Annotated in this window: 19 protein-coding genes and 2 pseudogenes; 2 read left to right on the top strand and 19 right to left on the bottom strand. The window is 50.1% G+C overall.

The features are described 5' to 3' along the window. Positions 1-156 precede the first annotated feature (156 nt). From NNL21_RS32060 to NNL21_RS32015, 10 genes and pseudogenes are all read right to left on the bottom strand, one after another. The gene (locus NNL21_RS32060) at positions 157-288 is read right to left on the bottom strand and encodes a hypothetical protein (RefSeq protein WP_256555633.1); all 132 of its coding nucleotides are present in this window, start codon (positions 286-288) and stop codon (positions 157-159) included. A 33-nt stretch (positions 289-321) separates the two neighbouring features. Further along, a pseudogene (locus tag NNL21_RS32055) lies at positions 322-492 on the bottom strand (M48 metallopeptidase family protein); the annotation flags it as partial. 12 nt (positions 493-504) lie between these two features. Then, a complete protein-coding gene (locus NNL21_RS32050; RefSeq protein WP_204822230.1) occupies positions 505-1242 on the bottom strand; it encodes a YgjP-like metallopeptidase domain-containing protein in 738 nt (245 codons plus the stop codon). 110 nt (positions 1243-1352) lie between these two features. Next, complete coding sequence (locus NNL21_RS32045; RefSeq protein ID WP_256555623.1) at positions 1353-2108, bottom strand: ABC transporter ATP-binding protein; 756 nt, start codon at positions 2106-2108, stop codon at positions 1353-1355. Between the two features lie 26 nt (positions 2109-2134). Continuing rightward, positions 2135-3793, bottom strand: a complete 1659-nt coding sequence (locus NNL21_RS32040; protein ID WP_204822229.1) for an ATP-binding cassette domain-containing protein — start codon at positions 3791-3793, stop codon at positions 2135-2137. Continuing rightward, positions 3790-4788, bottom strand: a complete 999-nt coding sequence (locus NNL21_RS32035) for an ABC transporter permease (protein ID WP_204822228.1) — start codon at positions 4786-4788, stop codon at positions 3790-3792. Before NNL21_RS32035 ends, NNL21_RS32040 begins: the two co-directional genes overlap by 4 nt. Then, positions 4775-6424, bottom strand: a complete 1650-nt coding sequence (locus tag NNL21_RS32030; RefSeq protein ID WP_204822227.1) for an ABC transporter substrate-binding protein — start codon at positions 6422-6424, stop codon at positions 4775-4777. Before NNL21_RS32030 ends, NNL21_RS32035 begins: the two co-directional genes overlap by 14 nt. Positions 6425-6465: 41 nt before the next feature. Beyond that, the gene (locus NNL21_RS32025; protein WP_204822226.1) at positions 6466-7071 is read right to left on the bottom strand and encodes a hypothetical protein; all 606 of its coding nucleotides are present in this window, start codon (positions 7069-7071) and stop codon (positions 6466-6468) included. Further along, positions 7068-7721 carry a phosphate starvation-inducible protein PhoH gene (locus NNL21_RS32020; protein ID WP_204822225.1) on the bottom strand — a complete coding sequence of 218 codons (654 nt, stop codon included), beginning with the start codon at positions 7719-7721 and terminating at the stop codon, positions 7068-7070. The genes NNL21_RS32025 and NNL21_RS32020 overlap by 4 nt, the downstream gene beginning before the upstream one ends. Further along, entirely contained in the window at positions 7718-8242 is a 525-nt protein-coding gene (locus NNL21_RS32015) for a hypothetical protein (protein ID WP_204822224.1), read from the bottom strand. The genes NNL21_RS32020 and NNL21_RS32015 overlap by 4 nt, the downstream gene beginning before the upstream one ends. Positions 8243-8552: 310 nt before the next feature. Between NNL21_RS32015 and NNL21_RS32010 the strand changes: the two genes are divergently transcribed. Next, on the top strand, positions 8553-8738 hold the full coding sequence (locus NNL21_RS32010) for a hypothetical protein (protein ID WP_204822223.1): 186 nt from the start codon (positions 8553-8555) through the stop codon (positions 8736-8738). Between the two features lie 253 nt (positions 8739-8991). Here NNL21_RS32010 and NNL21_RS32005 read toward each other — a convergent pair whose 3' ends face one another. Beyond that, the gene (locus NNL21_RS32005; protein ID WP_204822222.1) at positions 8992-11694 is read right to left on the bottom strand and encodes a glycoside hydrolase family 10-like protein; all 2703 of its coding nucleotides are present in this window, start codon (positions 11692-11694) and stop codon (positions 8992-8994) included. A gap of 666 nt (positions 11695-12360) precedes the next feature. Here NNL21_RS32005 and NNL21_RS32000 point away from each other — a divergent pair. After that, a pseudogene (locus tag NNL21_RS32000) lies at positions 12361-12975 on the top strand (group II intron maturase-specific domain-containing protein); the annotation flags it as partial. Positions 12976-13074: 99 nt separating this feature from the next. Here the strand turns inward: NNL21_RS32000 and NNL21_RS31995 are convergent. From NNL21_RS31995 to NNL21_RS31960, 8 genes are all read right to left on the bottom strand, one after another. Further along, positions 13075-14460, bottom strand: a complete 1386-nt coding sequence (locus NNL21_RS31995) for an ABC transporter substrate-binding protein (protein WP_204822221.1) — start codon at positions 14458-14460, stop codon at positions 13075-13077. 150 nt (positions 14461-14610) lie between these two features. Beyond that, positions 14611-15588 (bottom strand): carbohydrate ABC transporter permease, encoded by a 978-nt coding sequence (locus tag NNL21_RS31990; RefSeq protein ID WP_204822220.1) that lies wholly within the window; start codon positions 15586-15588, stop codon positions 14611-14613. Position 15589: 1 nt separating this feature from the next. Continuing rightward, complete coding sequence (locus NNL21_RS31985; RefSeq protein ID WP_204822219.1) at positions 15590-16486, bottom strand: carbohydrate ABC transporter permease; 897 nt, start codon at positions 16484-16486, stop codon at positions 15590-15592. Further along, entirely contained in the window at positions 16483-18687 is a 2205-nt protein-coding gene (locus tag NNL21_RS31980) for a DUF5696 domain-containing protein (protein WP_204822218.1), read from the bottom strand. Before NNL21_RS31980 ends, NNL21_RS31985 begins: the two co-directional genes overlap by 4 nt. Continuing rightward, a complete protein-coding gene (locus NNL21_RS31975; RefSeq protein WP_204822217.1) occupies positions 18680-20746 on the bottom strand; it encodes a YIP1 family protein in 2067 nt (688 codons plus the stop codon). Before NNL21_RS31975 ends, NNL21_RS31980 begins: the two co-directional genes overlap by 8 nt. A gap of 172 nt (positions 20747-20918) precedes the next feature. Continuing rightward, positions 20919-21791, bottom strand: coding sequence for a carbohydrate ABC transporter permease (locus NNL21_RS31970; RefSeq protein WP_256555621.1), 873 nt, complete (start codon positions 21789-21791; stop codon positions 20919-20921). Beyond that, positions 21784-22746: a carbohydrate ABC transporter permease gene (locus tag NNL21_RS31965; RefSeq protein ID WP_204822216.1), complete on the bottom strand. Its 963-nt coding sequence runs from the start codon at positions 22744-22746 to the stop codon at positions 21784-21786. Before NNL21_RS31965 ends, NNL21_RS31970 begins: the two co-directional genes overlap by 8 nt. Continuing rightward, a complete protein-coding gene (locus NNL21_RS31960) occupies positions 22743-25685 on the bottom strand; it encodes an extracellular solute-binding protein (RefSeq protein WP_204822215.1) in 2943 nt (980 codons plus the stop codon). Before NNL21_RS31960 ends, NNL21_RS31965 begins: the two co-directional genes overlap by 4 nt. Positions 25686-25692: the final 7 nt, after the last annotated feature.

Genomic DNA, 25692 nt, shown 5'->3' with positions numbered 1-25692 from the left:
TTAGTGGAGCGAAAAAGCGGCTGTCAATAAGCAAACGCAATTCCACTCCGATCAAAAAGCGGAAACCGGTGTTTTGTGTATACGCAACCGGGCTCCTCATCAGGGGTAGTCGGTTTACCCCAAGTTGATTGATCTCCGCATAAACGGAATTTGTGATTACAAAACATCCATTCTTGTTCTTGAATCATTGTTATCACGCCAGTAGATATCCTCCCAGATTTCAGGTGCAGCTGCGCGAAGCACATCGCCTGCGCCGGACATTCCGTGCTGTTCTATATACTTTTCCATCGCATCCAAAGCCTTTTTAGCACTTGGTGTGTGATTCGCCCTGTTGAGGTGAGCAAGTTCATGGACAATGATATAGTCAATGACAAACATAGGTGCTTTAATTAATCACCAGTTAAAATTGACATTATCATTCAAGGTACAAGAGCCCCACCGGTAGCGGTTGTCAACGATCTTGACCAAGGCAACATCGACACCGAGTTGTCGGGCGTGATGTTTTCACTCGTGAGACAATCTTTTGTTTTGCCTTACCGATATACCATTCCCGTTGAGCAAATTCAATTTTCGATAACCCTGTTTTGACGATCTCGATGCGGTATTGGCGACCCAAATAAAGTGCAGATTCTCCACTGACGAGTTCTTTCCCCGGCGCATGAAGCAAATCCTGATATTTCTGAGGATGGCCAATTTTTCATAAATCCATTGACGCTTCGGTGCCACCACCTGTTCAATTTTCTCGTCAGATGTGCCTTCCGGTGCATGTACAACAACACTGTGGTCACTTTCAACGGTGATGGTCAGCTTGCGCCTCTTGGCAGATCTTTCAATCGTATATTTCAGTTCAATGCAATCACTCCGCATACAGAATGGTATCGTTATTCTTCTCTGCGATTTAATACAACTTATAATATGAGCACGGTTTTTTACGAGACCAGGAAGCATTACAAACACCGGTGAAAGCAGTATCTTCTGAAGCTCTGCTTTCAATTTGTTGCGCGCAGGTATGCTCCCCCAGAACCCCGTAAGCTTCAGTTCACGCTCGATGACTAAAAAGGTCTGTTGTGTTAGATTAACAAGCAAAGAGATCTCATCTTCATTGATATCCTTTTCACCGAAATCTTCGCGTTTAAAGCTTCGGAACAGCAGCATTTGCTTCTTCCGGTGTAGACCATAGGTCGGCTCCTTACTGGCATTGATGATGCGTTCCCGAAGTTTTTCTAGTTCCTCATAGATCAATTGTTGTAAATCTCACTGCACAACAAGAGGATATGACAGATGTGATTTCAGTATATGAACGAATAGTCGAGCTACCATCCAATGGATTCAAAGTAAATCCATAACATACCTCACTCCGAGCTGCTGGTATCCCTACTATTGTCCTCATACGAGCAAGCATACATTAAAGCTTTCGTATAGGCCGATGAAGAATGAAACAATACCTCATTCGTACCACCCAACGCTTCGATTTCCCCGTTTCTCATGACAGCAACACGATCTGCAAACCTTGAGATCGTCTCTATGCGATGCGTAATATAGAGAATGGACATCCCTTCTGCATCCTTCAAGGAAAGCAGCAGTTGCATGATTTCTGCTTCAATGGAAGGGTCAAGCGCTGAAGTAATTTCATCGGCTACAAGCAGCTTAGGTGACATCGTTAGCGCTCTGGCTATTGCGATCCGCTGCTTCTGTCCACCGGAGCATTCCGTCGGATAGCGATCTAGAATATCCAGCGGCAGCTTAACTTTCTCAGCAAGCTGACTCACCTGCTCTAGTGCAGCCTGCTTCTTGCGCTTGCTGAGAATGAGCGGCTCTGCAATAATATCCTTTATTCTCCAGTATGGATTCATAGAACGGTCCGGGTTCTGGAACACCATTTGAATGGAGGCGGATGGTTCACTTCGAATGATCGAGCCCGATGTTGGCTTCTGCAGTCCGACGATCATTTCGGCTAATGTAGATTTACCCGACCCGCTCTCACCTATAAGCGCGAAAATTTCATTCGGCTGCAGCTCGAAGCTCACTTCATGAACGGCTTTAACCGGCTTCCCGCGCCTCATTTTCTTGTTGTCATAATGCTTGGAAACTTGATTTAGGCTAAGCAAAATTCATTCACTCCCGGTCGTTCACCTTATATGGCGATATCTTTGTACACATTCCTGCTCTTCTGGATGTAGGCGCGCTGCTGCTCTTCCAGCAGCATCGTTCCTTCCTCGAGTGCAATGACGGCTTCAGCAATATGTGCTGCAGCAGCAATGTCGTGAGTTATGAGCAGCAGGGTCATCTGATGTTCCCGCACTTTACGGACAAGCAAATCAAATAGCTCACGCTTCACGATCGGATCAAGTGCGCTCGTCGGCTCATCGGCAATAAGCACTTTAGGCTTATTCACTAATGCCAGCGCAATTAACGCCCGGCTCAGCATGCCACCGCTAAGTTCATGCGGGTAGCAGGAAAGCACTCTTTCGTCAAGCTGCACTTCATTCAACGTTGCAATCGCAGCAAGCCGCTTGTCTTCCTTCTTCGTCTGCAGTTGCATCGTCTCATAGAACTGCTCGCCGATCGTCAAGATCGGATTGAAGCTGCTCCTCGGATCTTGAAAAATATAGGCCGCATCTACCCAGCGCTGCATCGTACAAGCTTTCCCATCCCGGTAAATCGGATGTCCATTGATCAGTACGTCGCCTGTTACAGCCTGTTCTGGAACTAGACCATATATCGTACGGGCCATCGTCGTTTTTCCGGATCCGGATTCACCAATTAATGCAGTAATATGGCCCTGCCGGACATCGAAGGAAACAGGATGAATAATCGTTGTCTCGCCATACCGGACAGCCAAATTCCGCACCGAAATAGCAGCAGGCGTATCCTTAGAAGCCAGATGACAGCCGATGGCCATATCTAAGGTGCACGGCTCCTCACAACCCGTAGAATCCTTCATCTCCTTAACATCAACCAGGCGGCTTTGCACTGGTCGGAATGCAGCAGCGAAGCGGCCCGCTGACGTTCTGCCTTCACCCATTAGAGCAAGTGCAACGGTCACAAGCATAATGGCTAACGCGGGCGGCACAATCATCCATTGCCAAGCGTCCGTTATGAAAGTCTGTGTACGCGAGAACGCCTCCTGCAGCATTTTGCCCCATGTAACAGAGCTCGGATCACCGATACCTAGAAAAGAAAGACTTGTCTCCATCGCAACCGCCGATTGAAAGGCGATGACGAGCTTGGTACGAACGAGCGGTCCGATAAAGGGTAATAAATGCTTCGTCAGTATATGCCAAGTCCCCCCGTTGTACAGCTGTGCCGCCTTAACAAACTCCCTTTCCTTAAGGGACAATATGGATGCGCGAATCAGCTTCATATAGCCTGGCCATGAGAGCAAGCCAAGCGTTAGAATTAACTGCCACGTTCCTCCGCCCGAGAAGGAGGCTACCACAAGTATAAGCAGCAGTGAAGGAAGAACCAGAATCATATTCGCAATCCCGTTAAGTATCGGATCAAGCCGCTTCGAATAACCGGCAAGCAGTCCTAGAGAAACACTAAGAGCTGTACTGATCAACGTAACCATAAGTCCGATAAACATCGTCGTTCGAGCACCGTATAGCAGCTGACTGAATAAGTCCTGACCGATACTGTTCGTGCCAAGCCAATGCTCCTTAGACGGAGGCAGCAATCGCTCACTATCGATCTGTGATGGCGAATAGGGTGTCAGCATCGGTGCGAAGATGGCGATCAGGACGAATAATCCAAATAGTGCAATACCGATACGCTGCGATCCTGTCAGCTTCATGCTACCTCACCTCGATTCACATCATGTCTAATTCGCGGATCAAGTCGAGGGTAGATAAGATCGGCGAATAAATTCAGCAGCAGCACGAATAACGTCATGAGCAAGAACAATCCATGCAACAGCGGATAGTCTCTGCCCAATATCGCCTCTTGAAGCAGCTTCCCAACACCCGGATAGGCAAAAACCGTCTCGACCAGAATAGAGCCGGCAAGTAATCCGCTCATCCGAATAATGATCAATGTTACCAGTGGTAAGGCAGCATTACGCGCAATATGCTTCATTACAATCGCTCTTGGCCCGATCCCCTTCGCTGAAGAGAACTCAATGAAGGACTCCTGTTTCACTCTGATCGATTCATTGCGCATGAGCAAATACAGACTCGCTACACTTCCGATCGTTAACGTCAATGCCGGTAGAACAGCGTGATTGGCAATATCCAGCACCGAAGCCAGCCAGCCGTCAGAACGAAGAAAAGCCGTCTTCGCACCGCTTAGCGGGAACCACTTTAACTTGACAGCACACGTAATGAGCAGGATCATCCCGAGCAGAAATTCTGGAATCGAGCTTAGACAAAGCATAGAAAGGAATAAACTGCGATCGACTCGGCTTGGATGACGCCATGCCGAATATAATCCGAGCAGCAGCCCAATCACAATCGAGAATAGAGTCGCTAAGCCAACAATAAGCAAGGTCCATGGCAGACGCTCCATAATAACATCAAATACAGGAGCTTTATGACTAATCGATAAGCCGAAATCAAAGGTAAATATGCCCTTCACATATTTAACAAACTGCTCGCCTAAAGAATCATTCAAATTGTAGTATTCAAGCATGGCAGCCTTCTGAGCTTCCGTCAAAAAAACAGCGCCTTCTTCACCGCCGCCCGCAATATATTCAACTGGCCCCCCCGGTAAAAACCGGGGAAGCCAAAAATTCAATATGATTACGAATAATAGTACGAGGAAGTAGGACCAGTACTTATTATTGTTTGACATCGATCAGAAACACCTTATTCTCCCAAAGCGGCATCCCATCTGCTATACCGCCGTAGGTGTTTTTCCAATAATCGAATACTTTCGGATTATGGATGTGGTAGAACGGACGGTGATAGAGGGCTAAAGTAGGCAGCTCCTCGGCCAATATATCTTGCAGCTGGTTGATATACTCATGACGCTTCGTTTCGTCCATTTCTTTCATTTGCAGGTTGGCAATCTCATGGAATTGCTCCAGATCAAGACTCTTGCCACGTGCAGACCACATATTGCTTGCCTTACCTGAGAACCACAGTCGTAAGAAATCCGGATCGCCGCTTGCTCCGACATGACCGGAGAGCACCATATCATATTTATTCTCGCCAAGCGCCACAGTGAAGGCAGCCGAATCCAGGTGAACCAGGTTCAACTCGATCCCAGCCTTCTTCAGCATTTCTTGAATCATAATGGAATCCTGCTTATTGGATGAGGTCATCAAGCTGAGCTTCAATCCATCACGAATCCCTTTCTCATTCTTTACATAACCAAGCTCATCAAGAATACGTTCACTTTCCTGAAGGTTGTACTCATACTGCTTCACATTCTTGTTGTACCATGGTGAATCTGTAGGCACGACGCCGGCATTGCCGACCATTGGCTCCGCACCGGAAACTTTGCTGGATATTTCAGCACGATCCATGGCGTAAGCAAGGGCTTGGCGCAATCGTTTATCACTTAATTGAGGATGCTCCAGGTTAAAGGAAAGCCTCACGATACTACCGGCCGGCTCACTCTTAATCGATTTGTATCCGCCATCCACCATGGTTTGAACATCGCCATAGTTCGTTGTATAGGCAGCGTCGATTTCGCCATTTTGCAGGGCAAGTAATTTGTCGGATGCCGAGACGAAGGCAAGCTCCTTCACGATGACTTGGCCTTTGAAGAAGTTCTCATTGGCTTTAAACAAATATTGACCTGCAGCAGCATCATATTCCGCCAGTTGATAGGGACCTGTCCCAACCAAAGCCTTCTCATCCCGATATTCAATCGGATTCGTAACCTGCTCCCAAATATGCTGCGGTATGATCGGCACAATACCTACAAGATCGCTCAACATCGGTGCATATGAATTGTTCATATGAAACACGACGGTCAAATCGTCAATTTTCTCGACCGATTTAATTTGAGCAATATCCCCGTTCCAGTTAAACGGGTAGGTCTTGTAGTAGTTAAAGCTGAAGACAACATCATCCGCTGTGAAGGCTTCGCCATCATGCCACTTGACGCCATCCTCCAGCTTAAACGTATAGGTCAGGCCATCGGTGGAGATTTCCCAAGATTTCGCCAGCCATGGAATGACACCTGAATCATCCTTCCACGTTAACGTATCGAAGATCAGCGAGTTTCTTAAATAACCGAATGGACCGGAAGGACTGAATGCGAATGGGGACGGGTAACCAACATCACTTCCAGCAACTCTCACCATATCGACCGTCTTAGCCGTTCCTTCAGCCGCTTGCTCTGCCTTTTTGGCTGCATCATTGGAAGATGTCGACACCGCGCCATTCTTCTTATCGGTCGTATTGCTGCTGCCGCTTGAGCAAGCAGTTACCGCCATCACCAAACATAGCATAGCAATCATAATACTTGGTGTACGCATCTACTTTCACTCCTATTGCTGAAGGTATGTCCTCTGTTACTTTATAGCGTTCCTGTGGCCAACCAGGGAATAAAGCCGTTAAGAAACCGTTCCGTAGCCGGCATAAAGTAGGAGCCGTAATGGTATTCCGGATCGAGTGTTGTCATGATTAATGTGCCAGGTGTATTTACCTTATCGATATATAAAATTGCACCGTCATTCTCTAGTTTAATGAGTGTCTCAACGTCTCCATCCGGAAAGAAAACACCGTGGTAATGCCAGGTTGCATCTTCTAGCGTAATGTAGCGGAACAAATCATGATCGGGCTGGTGAAGCTCAAGACCGCTTCTCGCATCCTTCTCTCTCCACCACCAGAAATTGACTGGACGGGCTTCCCAGTTATGGGCTGGAAACCAGCTCTGATTCTGAGCGCCAAGGGCGACAATTGTCTTCCCTTGAGCTAGAAAATCATGGAGCCGCTTATTATGGGCCGTGACTTGTCCTTGATGTAACTGAGAAGGAACAATAAGCACATCATAAGCATCCAAATCATACTCGGTCATTCGCGGCAAATAGATCAGATCTACAATATAAGGTGCGAATCTCGGATCTGTGAATGAACGATGCTGATGGGCGCTTCCGGAATATAGGACTGCAATCTTCCTCATGCTCGCACCTCTCTCATTCGAATCGCCGCATGCTCTTCAATCAACCACTTGTAGAGCTGCTCCCTGATTCTGCCTGATGAATTGCCGGTCTCGCGACTTTTCAACAGATTACGTCCCGCGTGCAGCAGTATCGTTCCTCTCGTGCTGGTTCGGTCAATATACGTGATTGGAACTCCACCAGGCAGCTCCAACAATACTTCAGCTCCCTCCGGCATCGGATGATGGCCTCTGCTGAAAAATCCTGCAACGCCCCGGTTGTACGTAATATCTTCCGATTTCACACCATCAAAGATGGGATGATCCAGAATCGTCACCACATAATCGAGATAGCTCGTCACGGTTTTCGGTACAAACATCGAAGCACCCGGTATCCACTCTCTGAACAAATGTCCAGCGAAAAACACAATGTTTCCTCGATCCAGGAATGCTTTGATTTTGTCCTTCTGCTCGACCATAAGCTCCTGATCAATAAACTCATCAATGACAAGAATTTTATGATTCGCATTCTCCAAGTCATAGCTGACAAGATCATATTGGTCGAGCACCTTCGTCATTGAATCTGCCTGGCCGCTATGTACAGAAGTTCCACTAAAGGCTGCCCCTGAATCTAACAGCAGGTAATCAGCTGATTGCTGCGTGAATGGACTCATGACAAACGTTTAACCTCGAGCAGCTCATCCTGAGGGAGTGCAAGTGCGCGTTCACACAGAATGCCTTTCAACTTCTCATTATCCTCGAGCTCCTCAAGAGTCATCGTTTCTTCTCTGCCTTTTTTCAGATACTCATAAAATTTTGCCGGCAAAAAGTCTTCCTTCAGTGAAACTTCTACAGAAACACCTTTATCATCAGAAATAACATAAGCATAGGATTGCACGCGGTATGGATCATATTGCGCAACCGGATAGTCAATATCCACTGTATATGCGCCTCTCGTAACAGCTCTCGTTACATATTCGAAGGCATCGCGAAACCCCGGACCGGCATGACCCGAGCGAACGGAAAGGCTCTTTCTGTCTGGCGCTTCATTGCCATATAGTTCCTTGAAAGCCGCCTGCAAGACACGAAAACCTACTCCAATAGCCATAAGTGCCAAACTGCCGTGGTAATTGCGCAGCTCTGAAAATTGCAAGGTCAAAACTTCTTTTATATCCTTTACTTGAATGGTTGTCATCAAAGAACACTCCTTGTTATTTATTCTGTGATTGATAATACTATAACTGATAATAATTATCAATATCAATTAGAATATATTTTTATATTGCTCCTATGACAAATTTTTGTACGAATATGGAATGATATGGTGACATTAGAAGAAGGCCCTCCACAGGTCTTAGGCCTGATGGAGAGCCCCTTCTCGCATTACGGCAGCTCGGTAATTTCCTGTGTAAATTGTTGTGGGCAGAAATAGGTAGAAATTTGAAATATTTCTATCCACCCTGCATCACGGGAAAAACTATACATGAACCCCTTGGAGGCTGAAAATGGAAGTGAACATGAGTGCGGATGAGATTTTTAATCAAATTAAACAATTACAGAAAAGTGGAGGAACCCTTAGCAAAAAGATGATAGAACAACGCTTGTCACAAGATCAACTATCTAAAGAAATCAAGCAGGCTTATCTCGAACTCAATGTACTCAAACACTTGTATGACGCGGGTTTCAGATAGAACCGTTAATTGGTTAGTGAGACCCCTCCTGATTTCGATACTTATTGCGTTGAAAAACCACCATCCCAAATAGCGAGATAGTGGTTCATGTAAACGCCAAGTAGTCCCAATTCTGAGGCAGTACGGCAAGATCAACCTGTTATGGATTAATAGTGCGGCTACCCCATCCTTCCAAAAACATTATGCTCGAGGAAATACGATAGTATCAGCCCGGCGCTATGATGTGAGAGACGGCCCCTCATTGCCAGAACACCTATTCGCCGCGTTTGCTATTATAGATACGAATGATATGCTGCGCATACTCCAAATCGGTCTTCATACGCGATTTTACCTGTGTGTTGACGGAAGAATCGCCATCCAGTGCCGACGCAATCTGTGCCAGCTCGCGGTCGAGCTTGGCCGCCCGCTGGTCGATCGTATTGTTTTCCTGAAGTCGGTTGATTAGCGGTTTCAACATTTTCTCGTATGATCTACCGTCCGACATACCTCCATTCGGCACATAGATTGCGTCGATTTTGCGTACGAGATCTGCAAGCAGTGTCTTGACGGACAAGCCTGGCTGGCTGAAGGGCACGATCGCCTTATCGCGGTATAACCCCTGCTTGAGCGGCTCGTCGTACCGGTCGCCGAAATACGATATGAATTCGAAGTAAGCGCTGCCTGAAGTGCCTAGCTTCTGGGTCAGAGCGGCCTGCTGCACGACGACCGGCTTCGCGACCCTGGCTTGCGGTCCCAAGCCCATCGTGACATACGATTTATTGCCGGCCAGCTTCAATGTTTCCTCGGCGTCGTGAACAACGGCGGGTGCGTCCAGCTTGTACGACATCGGGAAAACATTATCCAGATAGCCGCGCTGAAGCCACAGACCGGCTTCCTGCAGCTTAAATTCCGGCTGCTTGTAGAAATCCGAGTACACCGCCGCGCTGATCGCCAGCTCCGGACGGACCGCTTTCAAATCCGGAACGAGCTTACCGACAAAACCCGTTATAATATCCATTCGGAATTGCTGCCATTCCGGCCACAGTTCATCGCCCGGATACAGGCCGAGCGGATCGCTATTCGTCTTATACGCATCCATGAACTGCGTACGGGTATATTCGTCGTAGCCATAGTCGATGTCGGTCCCATAGTTGTCCGGATACCGGATGTAATCCAGGTGCAAGCCGTCGACCGGGTAGCGGCTGACCATGTCCGTATAAAGCTCCGTAATAAACTGCCGCACTTCCGGCAGAGCGGGATTGATCCAATAAAACGTATGGCCGTCGACTTGCCAGTAGTCCGCGCCATCGCGGCGGATCATCGACCATTCCGGCTTTTCCTCCAGCTTGTTGCCTTCCAGAAAGGCGTTTTCGACCCAGGCGTGTACCTCCAGGCCGAGCTCTTCGGCGACATCAAGATAAGCGTCAAGCACGTCGAAGCCGTTATAAATCGGATTATGAGGAGCAAGCGGATTATCCGACGGATAGATGGTATACCCGTTCCACCAGGCTTCCACATAGACCTGATTCAGATTCGCATCCGCGATCTTCGTCAGATGCTCCCGGACTTCTTCGACACTTGTCTCGAGCGGACGAATCCAGATGGCGCGATGCTCCACTTTGCGGGATTCCAGATTCAAATTCCCGATCTCATCGATTAACGCATCCAGCTCGGCGGTCTTAACAGCCATTTCATCGTAAGACCGGCTCTCGATCAGCGCCTTAATCGTTTCTCTGTTCCCTTCCGCCTGTCCGATCTTCCGTTCAATCTCGGCATAGGGGACGTCCAGGAAAGACGCTTTTGACTCTGCCAGCATCCGTTTGACGTTGCCGATCCGGAAATCGGCACGCTTGAGATAAGATTGCGGTGTAAGCGCGATGATCAATTCGTTGCCGCTTCGGTCGAGCGTCACGGTAGCGCTAAATTTGGCGTAGATCTTCAGCCATTCCGCCTTGATGCCATGTCCAGAAAGCACAAATCCGTTCTCCGGAATCGCCGAATTGTTGCCGCCTGCCGCGACGATCTGATTATTCTCGTCCACGACGACTTCATACCCCCAAGGATTGGTGCCCGTCATCGCATTACCGTATGAAGAGGTATACACGATCAGCTGATCCGCGCCGCGGAACCCGTCGTAGGGCCTATCGTTGGCCTCGTCCCAACCGCCCGGATTATCCGCCTTTACCTTCGGATCCAAAGCGTCGTATCCTGTCTTGCTCGCCAGATGCGTCTCCTGTCTGACCACAAGCCGGACGGCATCCCCTTGACGGATCGTCCCGTTCCCGATCTTGGCATTCAGCCCGGCAAAGGATGGCGAGCCGGCTTGTACGGAGAGCACGGCTCCCCCTTCCGGAATGGCCGAATTATTAGGCGTCTTCGTATCGAACCGCGCAATGCCGGTTATGAAGCCTCCCTCGATGACGAGCTCCAGCCCCCACGGATTCGTATTCGTGTACGGGCCGAAGGCGGAGTCGAAGAGCACAACGTCTCCTTCATCCCGGAAGGCGTTCGTCTTGGTGATCGCAATTCGTTCACCGTCAACGACTGCATACCGGCTTGGCTCCCGGTCGATCGCGACATTCTCCAGCGCAACGGCGTCTCCCGCCGCTAGTGCCCGCAGCTTCTCTTCGGCCGTTCCCGAAGCGGAGATGACATAATTGTTGAATGGAATATAGGTCCCTTGATCGCCTGTCCGGTTGATTTCCAGCACGATTCCCTCCGATACGATATATTCCGCCGTCCCCTCTCCGAATGGAGCCGTATAGTCCATTTCATTGCTTCCGGTATACAACGTAATCCCCTCCGGAACGCGCTCGGCATTAATTGCCTCGATCGGCAGCCTGCTGTTATCCGGCAAAATCAGGTACGGGCTTGTCCCGCTCTCTGCTGCGTCGGCGGCCGGCACCGAAACAATCGGAACCATCCACATCAGCGTCAGACAGATGATTGGCAGAACCGCTTTCTTGAATATTGTCATTATAAACCTCCGATTCAATTGATTTCCGCGCTCTCCTGTTGTCCAGAGTTAAATCATCCATAACATGAGTGCAACGCTAGTGTTTGGACTAAAAAACACTGTTAAGGAGTGGCCAGCTCCTTGACAGGAAAACCCTGAGTGCAATGAGGTTTGAACGCCAGCATTGTAAAAGAAAATCCCGACGTTGCGAGCTGTTATTTTCGTGTGGAGCATGGTAAATCGCAAGCTGCAAGTGTCGAGATATATAATAATTATAGAATATTTTACAATGTTACTCGATTCACTGTATATGACACCTTTTATCTTGTTTGTATCCATTTTCGACAACTTGAACGCGATGGAAAGATTACCGAATGGAAATCCATCAGGAGCTGATACAAATATCAAAATCCCATTCTATGCATGAAGATATGGCAGTTGGTCAATGATGGCATCGAATATCCATTCGAATCAATAAATTGTCCATTGAAATAGAAAAAACCGCGAGCGTTCACCCCCCCCCACGGCTTGTGTCGTGCAGCTGCTCAGAGCCAGAAGTGAAGGAGTAAGAACAGGGGCATTAGTGACCGCTACCCTTCTTCTCCTTCCGCAGATGCTCCAGTTCTGCTAGTAGAGATTGTGCCGCGTGTGTAGAGATATTCTTATCGCTTTGCTTAACTCTCGGCACAAAGAGGCTTGCGGTTCGTCCGTTATGCTGACGATTGCAACATCTTCGTGGCCAGCAAACGCGCAGGACAGCGCGTGATGGAGTCGGTGACGCGATTCGTAGAAGGAAAGTTGACAATGAAGGTGAATCGAGAGAAAAGTGCGGTAGACCGGCCATGGAAGCGTAAGTTTCTTGGCTTTAGTTTCTTAATGGACAAGAAAGCAACGATTCGTCTGGCGCCTCAGACCCTCTCACGATTTAAAGAGCAGATCCGTGAGCTAACGAACCGAACGCATTCAATGTCTATGGAGAGCCGCATAGCAAAACTATACAAGTATCTCATGGGGTGGCTGGGCTATTTTCGGCTGGCCGCCGCGAAGAAGAACTGTGAGAAATTCGACCAGTGGATTCGCCTAAAGCTCCGCATATGCTTATGGAAGCAGTGGAAACGGGTGCGCACCCGAATGCGAGAGCTTCGAGAGCTTGGTGTTCCCGAATGGGCCTGTTTCATCATGGCTAATTCCAGGCGAGGCGCATGGGAAATGTCTCGAAACACAAACAATGCCCTTCCGACATCCTATTGGGAAGCGAAAGGGCTGAAAAGTCTGCTTTCTCGTTATGTGGAGCTTTGTTAACCTTTTGGAACCGCCGTATGCGGACCCGCATGTACGGTGGTGTGAGAGGTCGGGGGCTTGCCACCCCCACCTACTCGATTCAATCGAACTCCGCCAAGGCTATTCCAAGCCCAGTTCCTTGCGAAGCTGCTTCGTATGTGGATTAAATTCGGCAGCCTTCCTCTGGAAGATGCTCAGATCGCCGCCATTCTTAATGATGCTGCCCAATTCCCCATCGAACCAGCTGATGTATTTATCCCATCCGACAAGTGCAGGCTCCCAGCAGCATTCCTGAACGATGGCATCGTTGATGGCTTTACCCTGCCACGTTTCGATTTGTGCCAATTCCTCCCACATCTTCGGATCGGACGTCAGTGGAATGTTGCCATCCGCCATCAATACCCGCTGCCCATCCTCCGAAATGAGCCAAGACAGGAATTTGACGGCCTCGTCTATATTCTGCGAGCTCTTCAGAATACCCATTGGAGAAATATTATTATAGCCAATCTGCTTCACCGAGCCCTTCGGCAGCGGCAGCAGATCCCAATTGAACTTCGCGGCTTCCTTCCGACTGGCGCCTTCCCATTGCCCCATAATATCAAAGGCAAATTTGCCCGTAATCCAGGCTCCTTGTCCTACGGGGTCTATTCCGGCTTGGGTTGACTGCTCATCGGTTGGACGCGATCCGTCCACCCATCCCAGATCTGCCATCCATTGAACGGCGGAGAACACCTTCGGATCTTCCAGCATGCTCTGGCTCAAATCTTCGTTCATGAATTGTAGATTGGGCACAAGACCATTGGATACCGCATAAGCTTGAGATTGTACCTGGAAGTTGAAGACGAACGGCGAGATGCCGTATTCGCCAGCGGCCGGATCGGTCACCTTCTTGGCAATCTCCCGGAACTCCTCCCACGACCAATCCTTCGTCGGCATCTCGACACCATGCTTTGCCAGCAGGTCCTTATTCACATACATCATGTATGCATCGATTGCCCTTGGCAGTGCAACAAGCTTGCCCTTCCATGTCATCGCATCCAGAACGGATTGCGGGAACTTTGCGGCCGATAGAACCGGATCAGATTCCATATACGGCTTGAGATCGACGAGCAGATCATCCTTCACATACTCCGGAAAGGATTGAATCCATACCATATCCGCCGGCGTTCCAGCCGCGTTCATGGCGGTCACTTTCTCGAGGACGGATCCGGTCTCGCCGACAATCGTTACGACCTCAAGCGTAATGTTCGGATACTTCTCTTTGAACTTGGCCGGGATGGTCTCCGTCCATAGCGGCGGCCCCCACATGACCAATCTTAACGTAACGGGCTTATCGTCCGATCCGCCTTGTGCCGGATCCACTTCTGTATTAGCGTTGTTTCCCGTCTTCGGTGTGTCTGCCGGTTTGTTGCCACCGGAATCCTTATTATTGGAGCAAGCCGTCATGATCATGACAAACATTAATACGATTATCATTCCAATTGATGTCCACTTATTCGCCTTCATTGTACATCCCCCTCATCCCTAATCATTAGAATATGACTCTATTACATATGATTCGCTTTCCCGCCGTAAGTTAAGATGGCAACGCCTCCTCTCCAGATTATCCGCCTCATCGGAATTTCCCAAGGGTGGTCGCGGTGCAAGGTATGCCGGTTAATCCACAAGACCGGTACGCTCGATGCCCTCGACAAACCATCTTTGTGCAATCATATACACAAGCAGAGGCGGGAAAATAATCAAGAATGCGCCCGCCATCTTGGTCCCCTCTGTTACAGGATTGGCAGCAAGCATCTCAATGGACGGCTCCCGGCCGAAGATGGCGGTTTCCAGCTTCTCCAGCCGAACCGATAGTGGTGTAAAGTCCTGGGACAGAAACATCGAAGACAGATAGCTCTCATTCCAGTGCCAGACGAAGGAGAACAGGAATACGACCAGGCAAGCCGGTATCGACAGGGGTAGAATGACACGGAAGAACAGCCGAAATATAGACGCGCCGTCGATCATCGCCGCTTCCTCAATCGCCTTTGGGAGTGATTGGAAGAATTGGCGGAAAATAATAATAAACAGTGCACTCTTCAAACCTTGGCCCAGAAGCGCCGGAATAATGAACACGAACGGCGTATTCAGCCAGCCGAGCTTGCTGTAGATAACATACAGTGGAATAATCATGATCTGCGGCGGTATAAGAAACGTGAGCAGAATTAGCGCAAAGTATATATTTTTCCCTGAAAATTGAAGCCTGGCCAGCGCGTATCCCGTAATCGAACAGATCAGTACCTGAATGAACGAAGGAATAACGGCAAGCGTTAAGGTATATAGGACGGACTCTTGATACTTCAACCCCTTAAGAGCCCGCGACAGATTCTCCCACTCGATTGACCGCGGAATCCACTGGACGGTAGGATCCAGCAAATCCGGCAGCGTCTTGACCATCGTCGAAACCATGTAGAGAAAGGGCTGCAGATAGAGATAGGCTACGATCGTCAGCATGAAGTAGATGAAGAGCTTGGCTAACAGGCCGTCGTTGGTGTTCCTCCCCAGAACCAGAAGCTTCACCCGTTGGGCTTGTCTTCCATTCAACAACGATCGTAGATGTCGTACGCGCTGCTTCATTATGATTTCGACCTTCATATTAAGCCCTCCCCGCTTTGCTCGAGCCGTTCAAGAACCGCAGAACCACCAGCAGCATCACAATAATAAGTAGAAAATAGAACCACGCGAGAGCGCTTGCATATCCGTACCCCGTCGAAATATTAAACATATTCCGCCTGATGTGGGGCATCACCGGGTTGAACGGAAAGGTAAAGAAATCGACAGTCGTGTAGAGCAGGTTCAAGCCGATGAAGGGCTTGATGCCGGGGAGTGTGATCTTCCAGAAGCTGGACCAAGGAGAGGCCCCATCTATCCGAACCGCTTCATAGATCGATTTGGAAATCGTTTGGAAGCCCGCAATAAAGATCAGAATCTGTACGCCTGACGACCATAGGATCAGAATGATCTTCCCGAGAACCTGTGTCACAATATCCGCCATGACTCCGCTGAAATTATCCCTCACAAGCGCATCGATGCCATATTGCGACAGGAAAGGCACATCGCCGGCCCCCTGCTGGAATAATTCATTCAACACTTGCCCCGTAGAGAAGATGACGGGCAGGAAGAAGATGGCCCTGTAGATGAACCGCCCCTTGAAACGCTGATTCAGCATGATGGCGACCAGCAGCGAGAAGGTAATGATGATGGGAATCATCAGAATCATTTGCCCGAAGAAGGATGTGATCTGAACCGTAAATTCGTTATCCTTGAACAGGGCATCCTTGAAGTTCTGCATGCCTATGAATTCATATTTGAACAGTCCTGTGCTCGATAAGCTGACTTTCTGGAAGCTAAGATATAACGACCAGCCAATCGGGATGGCCATGAAGACGCAGAAGCCGATTGTCCAAGGTAGCATAAACAGATGGCCGACACCTTGACTTTTCAATTTGTAGAACAGACTTGCTCTGCGATTCTTGCGTTCACGGTCATTCATGCGCCATCCCCCTCCTTCCCGACGTGAAACTCTTTACGGTTGTAGTCTACAGTGACGGAGACACCATTACCGTATACGGTCACGTAAATGCCCTCAGAACGGCGGTAATGATCCGTAATCGGCTCCCCTTGAACAGATGCCAACTTATTGAAGGATTTATACTCCCGGATGACATCATCCTTCCAATCCACGAACTTGCTGCTGAAGATCCCCCATGTAAAGGTATCCATCAAGGACCGGCTGCTTTCATAGGTCAGCACGAATGATGGAATGGCGCCATATTCGATGGCTTTCAGAAACTCACGCCCATCCTCGTCACGCATATTTCCGGGCGTTAGCGAATACGGAATGCTCCCATGCAGAACAATCGGGTAGAAGGGAACCGTCTCATCCACCGCATAGGAATAACTAGGGTCGGATATTAAGGTATGGATCTCGCCTGTATACTTAAGCGAATATAGATTGCCTGTAAGGACACTGCTATGTCCGAGCACCTCTTGTGCACGCTTCTGGATATTCTCGTATAAGTACGCTGTGTCTTCCCGCGTATAGTTGTATGCAGGATTGTAGTCATTGAACAAGAGCCCCCCTAATCCACTGAAGCGCATCCCGTCAATTCCGTATTCCTTCGCGTCGCGGATCATATCCATTGCCAGATTGTAGGTGATGCCGGGATTCAAATAATATTGGTCATTCCGCAGCAGCACATCCTCCTCCACGCCCCGAATGCCGTAAGACTTCGGCGGCAGCTTGGAGAACGTCGGATTTGCTTTGACCAAATCGACGGCCAAGTCTACCTCGTAGCCGAGGCCATGCGCCTTCTCGACGAATGCCCGCAGCCCCTTGCCCCCGCCCAGCTTTGACTCTGGCGAGAACCGTTTGTCGGGGTTGATCGTCCCTTTGGACTCCCAGCCCTTGTATGTAATACGCATGCTGTCTATACCGGCCTTTTTGAGCTCCGTTACTATCTCTTCCGCCTGCTTGAACGTCGTTGCGCGTTCGTAGCGATAGTCGCCATAATCATTCGAATCTCCGCCGATCAGCGTCAGGTCAAGCGGCACCAGCCCCCCGACGGATGGCTGCGGTCCTTGGGGCACCTGCCCCGTATCGGTTAAATATTGGCGGTAACGCTTGGCCATTCCGACATAGCCTGCATCTTCCTTCTCCAGAAAGAGATAGCGAACGGTGCGGTCCTGCAGCAGCGGATCCTCCTGAAACACCCGGATCGATCTCCCGCCCAGGCTGAGCCGGCGGTCGTACTCCTGCCGATAGACGAATTTAGCATGAACCGAATTCAGCGAACTTACGATGCCGGCAGGCAGTGCCCGGATGATCGATGACTTCTCGCCCGCCGATATGACGGCAAGAAACGCCTGATCGCCCTTCTTCATGCCGAATACGGGCATCACCACCTCATTGCTGTTGTCCGAATCCGAGATGCGGTTCGTAATCTCGGGTCCATACACCTCCTGATTGTATCCTTTGCCCACAAGCTCCTTCTGCAGGGGAAAATGAATGAGGCCGCCTGGTCCGTCCGGGACGAACAGATAGCCGGACTCCTCGCCGGTAGCTGCGCCGAAGAACGGCAAGGACTCAATGGACAAAATTCGGTATGGTCCCGATTCTTTTATACTTTTGGCGGGAATCGATACCTCAAGCCCGTCATCCGTCAGCACATAATACATGCTGAAGCTCAAATTGACTTTCGCAATATCGTAATGAACGGCAACGCCTTGCTCCAATTTCGTGATCGTCCGTTTCACGCTCGGATCCAGTCCATTCATAACCTGGCGCTGGATTTTGGACTGTTCGAAATATTCCAGAATAAAAGGAGACTCCATGTTCGTTCGGAGCGTTCCGGCTACCTTCTCCGTCTTGACCTGCTCCGGAGACGGATTGCTCGACCATTTGACGCCCTGTTTCTTATCCATCACCTTCATCTGCCCGTTATCCGGATGTACGGACAGACGGAACCGGTCGTTCTCGGCTGCCCGTGCAAAACCCTGTCCCTCCTCCTGGCCCGGCTTCCAAGGCTCGCTTCCTTCTACGGCCATATAGGAGACCGTATAATCCGGAATATCCAGCCGATGCGACACCGTATCTGTCAGCAGCCATACGATAAACCATGCAGCGCTTCCAAGAATGAGTACCGCCCCGGCTGCGACGAGGATGACCCGCCGGCGTCCCATCGCTTTATCCAAGGACGGCCACCTCCTTATACAGCTGATAAATAAAGTCTGTCACGTTGAAGGTCAGCCCTGTGCTGACAATAACAAATATCCAGATCAACCCGATTGTACATAGCGTGATGAACGAATTTTTCATATTCTCCATGAAATCGAAATTGTGAATGACTTGGCCGTTTACAACAAACAAAACCATCGTCCATAACCACATAACCGAAGTAAGCGAAGAGACGATAATTCCCTCTTCGAGCACGAGAATATTGGAGAACAAGACAATCGGCCCAATTAACACGGCGTAAGGCATAAGCGAGAAGATGCTTGCCTGCAGTACGTCGCGGAACCGGCCTTCTCCGTCCTTAACCGTACTAACCAGATAGTTCGCAACGACCCATGTCGCCAGAGGTGCGAAGAACAAGGCGATTTCTCTTCCAAGCTTAATCTCGCTCAGATTGATCGGGTTGAAGATGAAGCCTGTCCAATAAAGGGAGGCCAGCTTCCCGAGCATCACCATCACTAACACGGCCAGCAAGCTGAAGATGGATAATTTCTTGCCCTTCATTCTATAGAAACCGTCATACGGATGAAACATCGTCCTCCATCCGTCCGCCAGCTCCTCGGTGACACGCTGGATGCTTGATGGAAGCTGGTTCGAGAACCGCTTAAGCACCCGATTGATCACGTATCGGTACAGGAGCCAAAGGATGACGGCTAGAAGGAAGACATACACGAATTTAGCTTCAATCCATTCCATTCGGTAGGTCCAGAAGGCTTCCGAATAACCTTCATTGTCGAAGGACATCTTGAAATAGGCCATCGCGCTTTCCATATTTCCTTCCTTCTGGGCTGCCTCCCCTAATCCGAGGTAAGTCAGGCTAACCAGCTCATTCATCGTCCTGACAAGCGCCCAATTCTCCTTGCTTTTCTTATAATCCCCAACGTAGTAGTCCGCTGCTGCGGTTAGAACGGCATCGCCGAATACGGTTCTCTCGAACGATTGCATGACATTCAGGTCCGAATCGAGCACCCAGATCCGGTTGCGGCTGTCGATATCGAAGCTGATGGGATAGGAGAAGACCCCCCGCTGCTGCGGGTCCTTCTTGGTCTTCCCGAAGCGGAACAGCTCGGTCCCTCCCGGCCCATAGATGGAGATCATGCCGTCCCTTCGTGTCTGCTGCTTGCGATCCAAGACATAGAAGAATCCGCTTTCATCTGCCGCGATATCCGCAATTTGATCCGATTCGGGCATGGTTACCGTCTTTAGACCGCTGAGCCGGTTAACGCCCCTTGCGTTCAATTTTTTGATTTGATCGCTGGCGGAGCCGAAGGTGGTCGTGTAGAAGAAGCCGTCCTTGTCTATCGTGATGTTGCTAATCTCCGGCGGCCGTTTCAAGTCCTCCTGCGCCAATTGCTCCTTCGTGAACAGCTGTCGTTTTATTCGGTCTATGAAGCTTGCGGCCGCTTTGTTGCCGCCGAAGAAGCCGGTAAATTCGCCTTGCGGATTCAGCCGGACAATCCCCTGATAGGACCCTTTGGATACAACAAACATGACACCGCGGGCATCCACAGCCAATTTGATAGGCACGAAGAAGTTATCCTTCGGCATCAAATCATTGGTGGGTGTGCCATACTCGCGCACGAAGGTGCCCTTCTCATCGAATACAGCAACGCGCTGATTCCCCGTATCGGCGACATAGACCGTGCCGTCGTCTCTGACGAAGACTCCTTCTGGCCCCTTCAGCATCCCCTTCCCTTCCTGATCGCCGATCGATCGGATCCATCTTCCTTGGTCATCCGTCTCGACGATCCGATTATTCCCCTTGTCCGCGATGAAGACATGGTCGTTGCGGGCAATGAACAGATCGCTCGGCTTGTTCAGCGTTTGCTCACCGCTTAACGGAGCCGTAGGGCCCAGAATGTAGACGTCCTGCATCCAATACGTCCGCGTTCCCGCACCCCCGGTTCCATGGGAAATATAGAAGGTGTCATAGGGTTGTGCTGCGGATGCCGCTGCCGGAAATAGAAGAAGAACGATAAGTGCTATTCCGATAAATCGCATATGAAAGTTGCTTTGCATACGCTAGCCAACCTCTTTCTCTATATAGATTGAACGATTGATTCGGTCCTATGCCGCTGAGCAGACGCAATGCTGTGTTGACAAGGCGACTGCCATCGCTACTCCGAAATCAATTTCATCCTGCTCCGCTCTTTGTTCACTCTATATATTTTCAAGCTTCGTTCCTTGCCGATTATTTCACGCCGGAATGCACCATCGTCTCCATGATCCGCTTCTGGGCGAAGAGAAATAGAACAAGATTCGGCAGGAACATGAGCAGTCCCGCTGCCGCCGCCATTCCTTGACCCGCGACCGTATTGGCCATCCCGCTCGTCAGCGACATGACGAAGTACGGCAGTGTCTTCATCGTCTCATCCTGCATGAATAAGGTGGAGGCCTGAGTATCTCCCCATACCCCCTGGAACGTAATGATAGCGACCGTGGCAAGCGCCGGCATCGTCAATGGGGCGACGATCCGAATAAACACTTGAAACTCGGAGGCCCCATCAATCTTGCCGGCCTCCAACAGATCATTCGGAATTTGGTCAATAAACTGCTTAATGAGAAATACGGCTACCGGCGACGCAATGAACGGCAGAATATGACCGAAGTAGGTATCGTTTATCTCCAGCCAGCTAATGATCAGATACCGCGGAATGGACACTGTCTCAGGTGCGAACATCAAGGCAAGCATAATGCCGCCCATGACGATCTTCTTCGGGCCAAAGCGGATCTTGGACAGCACGTATGCCGCCATGCTGCTGGACAATATGACAGCCGTCAGCGTGAACGCCGCCACGATGATACTATTGAATAAGTATCGGGAGAACGGCACAATCGAATCGGCCGATCTGAGAAACAAATCATAGAAGTTCGTCAGCGTCGGCTGCCGGACCAGAAACGTCGGCGGAAACAAGAACAGCTCGTGAAACGGTTTGAACGCATGATTGAGAATGAAAACGATCGGCAGTGACAGGAATGCCGCAACGGCCCCCAAAACAAGCAGCAGCAGCTTTTCGAACATCGTCATCCGTCTTAGTTTGGTTATGAATGCGATCTTACTCACCGTCCTTCGAGCCGAACAGCCGGTAACTGAGTTTCATCGCGATATATGAGATCACTAGCAGAACGACTGATACCATGGAGGCATAGCCGAGCTCGAAACGGATGAAGGCATAATCATCGATATGATTCAACACCAGATGCCCCGCATACTGCGGTGTAATCGCCAAACCCGTCAGTTGAGTCGAGATTGCACCCGCCTTCAACGTTCCCACGATGGCCATGACCGCGCTGAATAGCATTTGCGGTTTCATGGAAGGGACTGTGATGTAGAACACCTCTTGCAAACGGTTTGAGATTCCATCGATTTTCCCCGCCTCGTACAGCTCCTTGTTGACCGTATCGAAACCGGCGAGCAGGGCCAGAAATCCGACCCCGAACCCCATCCAGACTGTAACTATGATCATAATATGAAGCAGAAACTTCGGATCCTGAAGCCACAATACCGGCGTCTCAATCAGTCCAAGCTGAAGCAGGTAATTGTTCAGATAACCGACATAATCCCCGCTGAATGCCGCCTGCCAGACCACCGTCAAGGCGACTGCACCGGCCATCGAAGGCGCGTAGAAAGCCAGCGTAATGATGTCGCGCGCATCCTTGGGAAGCTGGTAGATGAGCCACGCAACCCCAAAGCTGAGCAGGTAGCCGATCGGTCCGACGAAGAAAGCGAATTTCAACGTATTCGGAATGGCATATTTCATGAACACAGTGTCCTGCGTCAGCAGTGCAATGTAATTCTGAAACCCGACGAATTCCGGAAACCGGAAGGCGTCGAAGGAGGTGAAGCTCATTAGGATTCCCATGATGACCGGAATCAGGATAAAGGCAATGAAGCTAATCAGGAACGGCATCATAAACAGATAAGCCATCCGTTCGTTCCATATTCGCTTCAATGCCCTGACCGGCTGTGCCCCGGCCTTTAATGTCGAAGTATGCGTTCTCGCCAATTCAGGCTTCATTGTTGAGCTCCCCTCCAATCAAACGGCTCGGCAACGGATGGGAAGGCCAGACTCTGCTCTTCCGGGAGCTTCAGATTCTGCTGCTTGCGGTGCATTTCCCTCTCCAGTGAAGTGTAGGCTCGGTCCAGCGAGTCCTTCGGCGGCACCATCTCCACGACGGCACGGTTCCATGCAAATTCCATTTCCCTGCCCAAGAAATAGCCCCCGGGCAAGAACGGAACGTTCCGGACCCACCGATTCTGCTCCTTGATCGCCTGCATATCGCCGGAAGGCCACGGCATGCTTCCTATAGCCTGCATATTAGCGGTGTTCCACCGGTATTCCACACCAAAGAAGGATTCCATGTTGACTCCGTACTGCTGCTGAGTATCAGCGGATGTCCACCAGTTCAGGAATGCCCAAGCCTCATCCTTCCGTTCGCTCTTCCGCAGAATCATTGCGGACGTCAAGCCATTCGCCGCCCAGCGGGCTACCGTTCCATCGGCTTGCTTCACGCCAGGCATTGCTGCAATTCCCCAATCGCCTCGAATTTCCGGAGCGGATACGAGCAATTGAATATAGGTATTGAAGTCTGCCACACCCATGGGGATGTCTCCCTGCTTGAAATGCTGGAAGAATGCCGGCACCTCCTTCGGCAGATCGTACTTGCTGTACAGATCCGTCCAGAGAGAGAAGGCCTTGTAAGCCTGCTCCGTATCGAAGCCCGGTCTGCGACCGTCGGGCGAATACAGCTCAGCGCCGTGTTGATAGAAAAATCCGATGTAATCCTTCGGGTTATGGTAGACATTCATCCCGTTTTCTTGCAGAGCCGGAATGATCTTGATGACGTCCTCCCACGTATCGGGTATCTCCAAGCCAAGCGATTTCATGACGCTCTTGCGATAGAAGAGCAGCGGGAACGATTGCGTCTCGGGCAGCGCGTAAATACCCTGCTTATAGGTATAGGAACGCATCGCGCCAGGGTGGAATCGTGCCGCGACTTCTGGGAAGTTTCCAAAGGCGGTCAAATCCAGTGCGGCCTCGCGCATCGCGTAATCGACCGGCATATCCTGCGGCAAGCCAAGCGCCACATCCGGTTGATCGCCGCCGGCATTGCTTAATGTCAGCGCATTGGCATCCGGCATCATATTGACTTTCACGCGTATTCCGGTCGTCGGCGTGAAGCTCTGATTAATCATCTCCTGCAGCAGATTGACATAATCTCTGCCCCGTCCAACCCATATTTCCAGCTCATCCTGCTTGGACAAGTGCTGCGTATCATACTTTAAATAGAAGGTGCGCACAAAATTGACGGCTGTGTATGGAATTTTGCTTAAGAACGTCGCTTCCTTCACTTCCGGCTTGGCGGACGGAGCACGTACGATAAGGTAGTCGACCGTCATCGCCCCTTTGGAGAAGGCATCCATCCAGCTGCCGATTCTTTGCTGCAAATCGGAAAACTTCGCCAATTTGTTGGGTACTTGGTTGCTGTCCGACAGCAAGTCCTCCAAGATCGCGGTTCCGATCTGAAGTGAAATCGTCGCATCCGTCCTGTTCTGGTTCAGCCCGTTCAAGTAATCGGCAGTCTTCTCCAGTCGGTCGCGAAGATCTGTCAGCTGCTTCTCCAGATCAGGAAAGGAACCGGCCATATCCCAAGTCCTGTTCACGTCTCCACTGTTCTCGCCGTAAGCGCCGGTCAGCTTCCGCAGCCTTTGCTCCAGCGTATACAAATCCCCTACGATGCTTTGCAGCGACAGCCAGGACGGGTAGAGCAGTGACGTATCCACGACCATGAGGAGCTCATGCCGGCCTTTCTCCAGATAGAAGCGATACGGCGTACCACCACGGTCACCGATCGTGAATACCTCCAGCTTATCGTTATAGGGAAATGCATAATGCTGCATCTCCTGAAATGGAACTTGACCATCGATATACAAGGTACGATAAACGTTGGATTTCCCTTGAAACCGTTGAGAGTATTTCACATCCAGCTCATACCATCCGTTATCGGGCACCTCAAGCATCCAGGAGATCGACTCACCCGGATTCTTCCACCGGTTCCCGTCAATGACATTGTAGACGATCCGTCCCTTGGGATCGGGGGACACATTCGGTTCGTTATGGCTTCCCGTCTGGATAGCCGGATGCGATTTGTACCCATAACGTTCGGCTTCGATACGGGAATACCATGATGCGTCTGTTCCACCTGCCTTCGTCGAGTGGTTTGCCTCATATTCCTCATAAGAAGGAAGCCGGTCCGGTGCAGCTAATCGAATCGCTCCCCAAGACATGGATTCATTCAAACTGGTAAATCGAAGGGTGTGGCGCCCTTCGGTCAAATGGAACCGCAGTGGCTCGGAGGATAGTGAATAATTCATCAGTCTTGTGGTTACCCAGCCTGGAATATCCTCCTGCAGTGAGCGAATCTCATTACCGATCTCATCCTTCTGATACGGTACCGTCTTGTCCTTCCACCGTTTCGTAAATTCGATGTTCCCTGCTTCTGAGAAAGGCAAATGCCCATCAATCGACAAATCGTAAAGAACAGAGCTGCTGCTCTTCTCCGCTGCCTGATATAGCACTTCGATCTCGTATAACCCTTCCTGCGGAGCATCGACCATCCATTCCACCCAGCCGATTCCGTTCTGCCATGCCAGCGTGTTGCGCTTCAATTCGGGATCGTTTACGACCGCGATATTTGCTTCGTTCGAGGCTGCCGTAAATTGGTCCACCTCAATCTCTACATCCTGACCCGAATAGAATGGGACTGCCTTCTCTTGCATCGACCGCAACGTCTCAACATAATAAGCAACGTCGTTTCCATCCGCTGGTTCAATTGACATCGCCTCAGCCGGAATAACAGGAAAGGCCTCCGTTGTCCCGGTATTGGAACGAATCACATAGAACGTTACGATAAAAGCGAAAAGAATCAAATAAACTATAGGCTTTCGCAACTTCATCGTGTAC

This window comes from Paenibacillus mendelii (assembly GCF_024498075.1).
GTDB lineage: Bacteria > Bacillota > Bacilli > Paenibacillales > Paenibacillaceae > Paenibacillus_Z > Paenibacillus_Z mendelii.
This window is presented reverse-complemented; position numbering and strand designations above follow the sequence as displayed.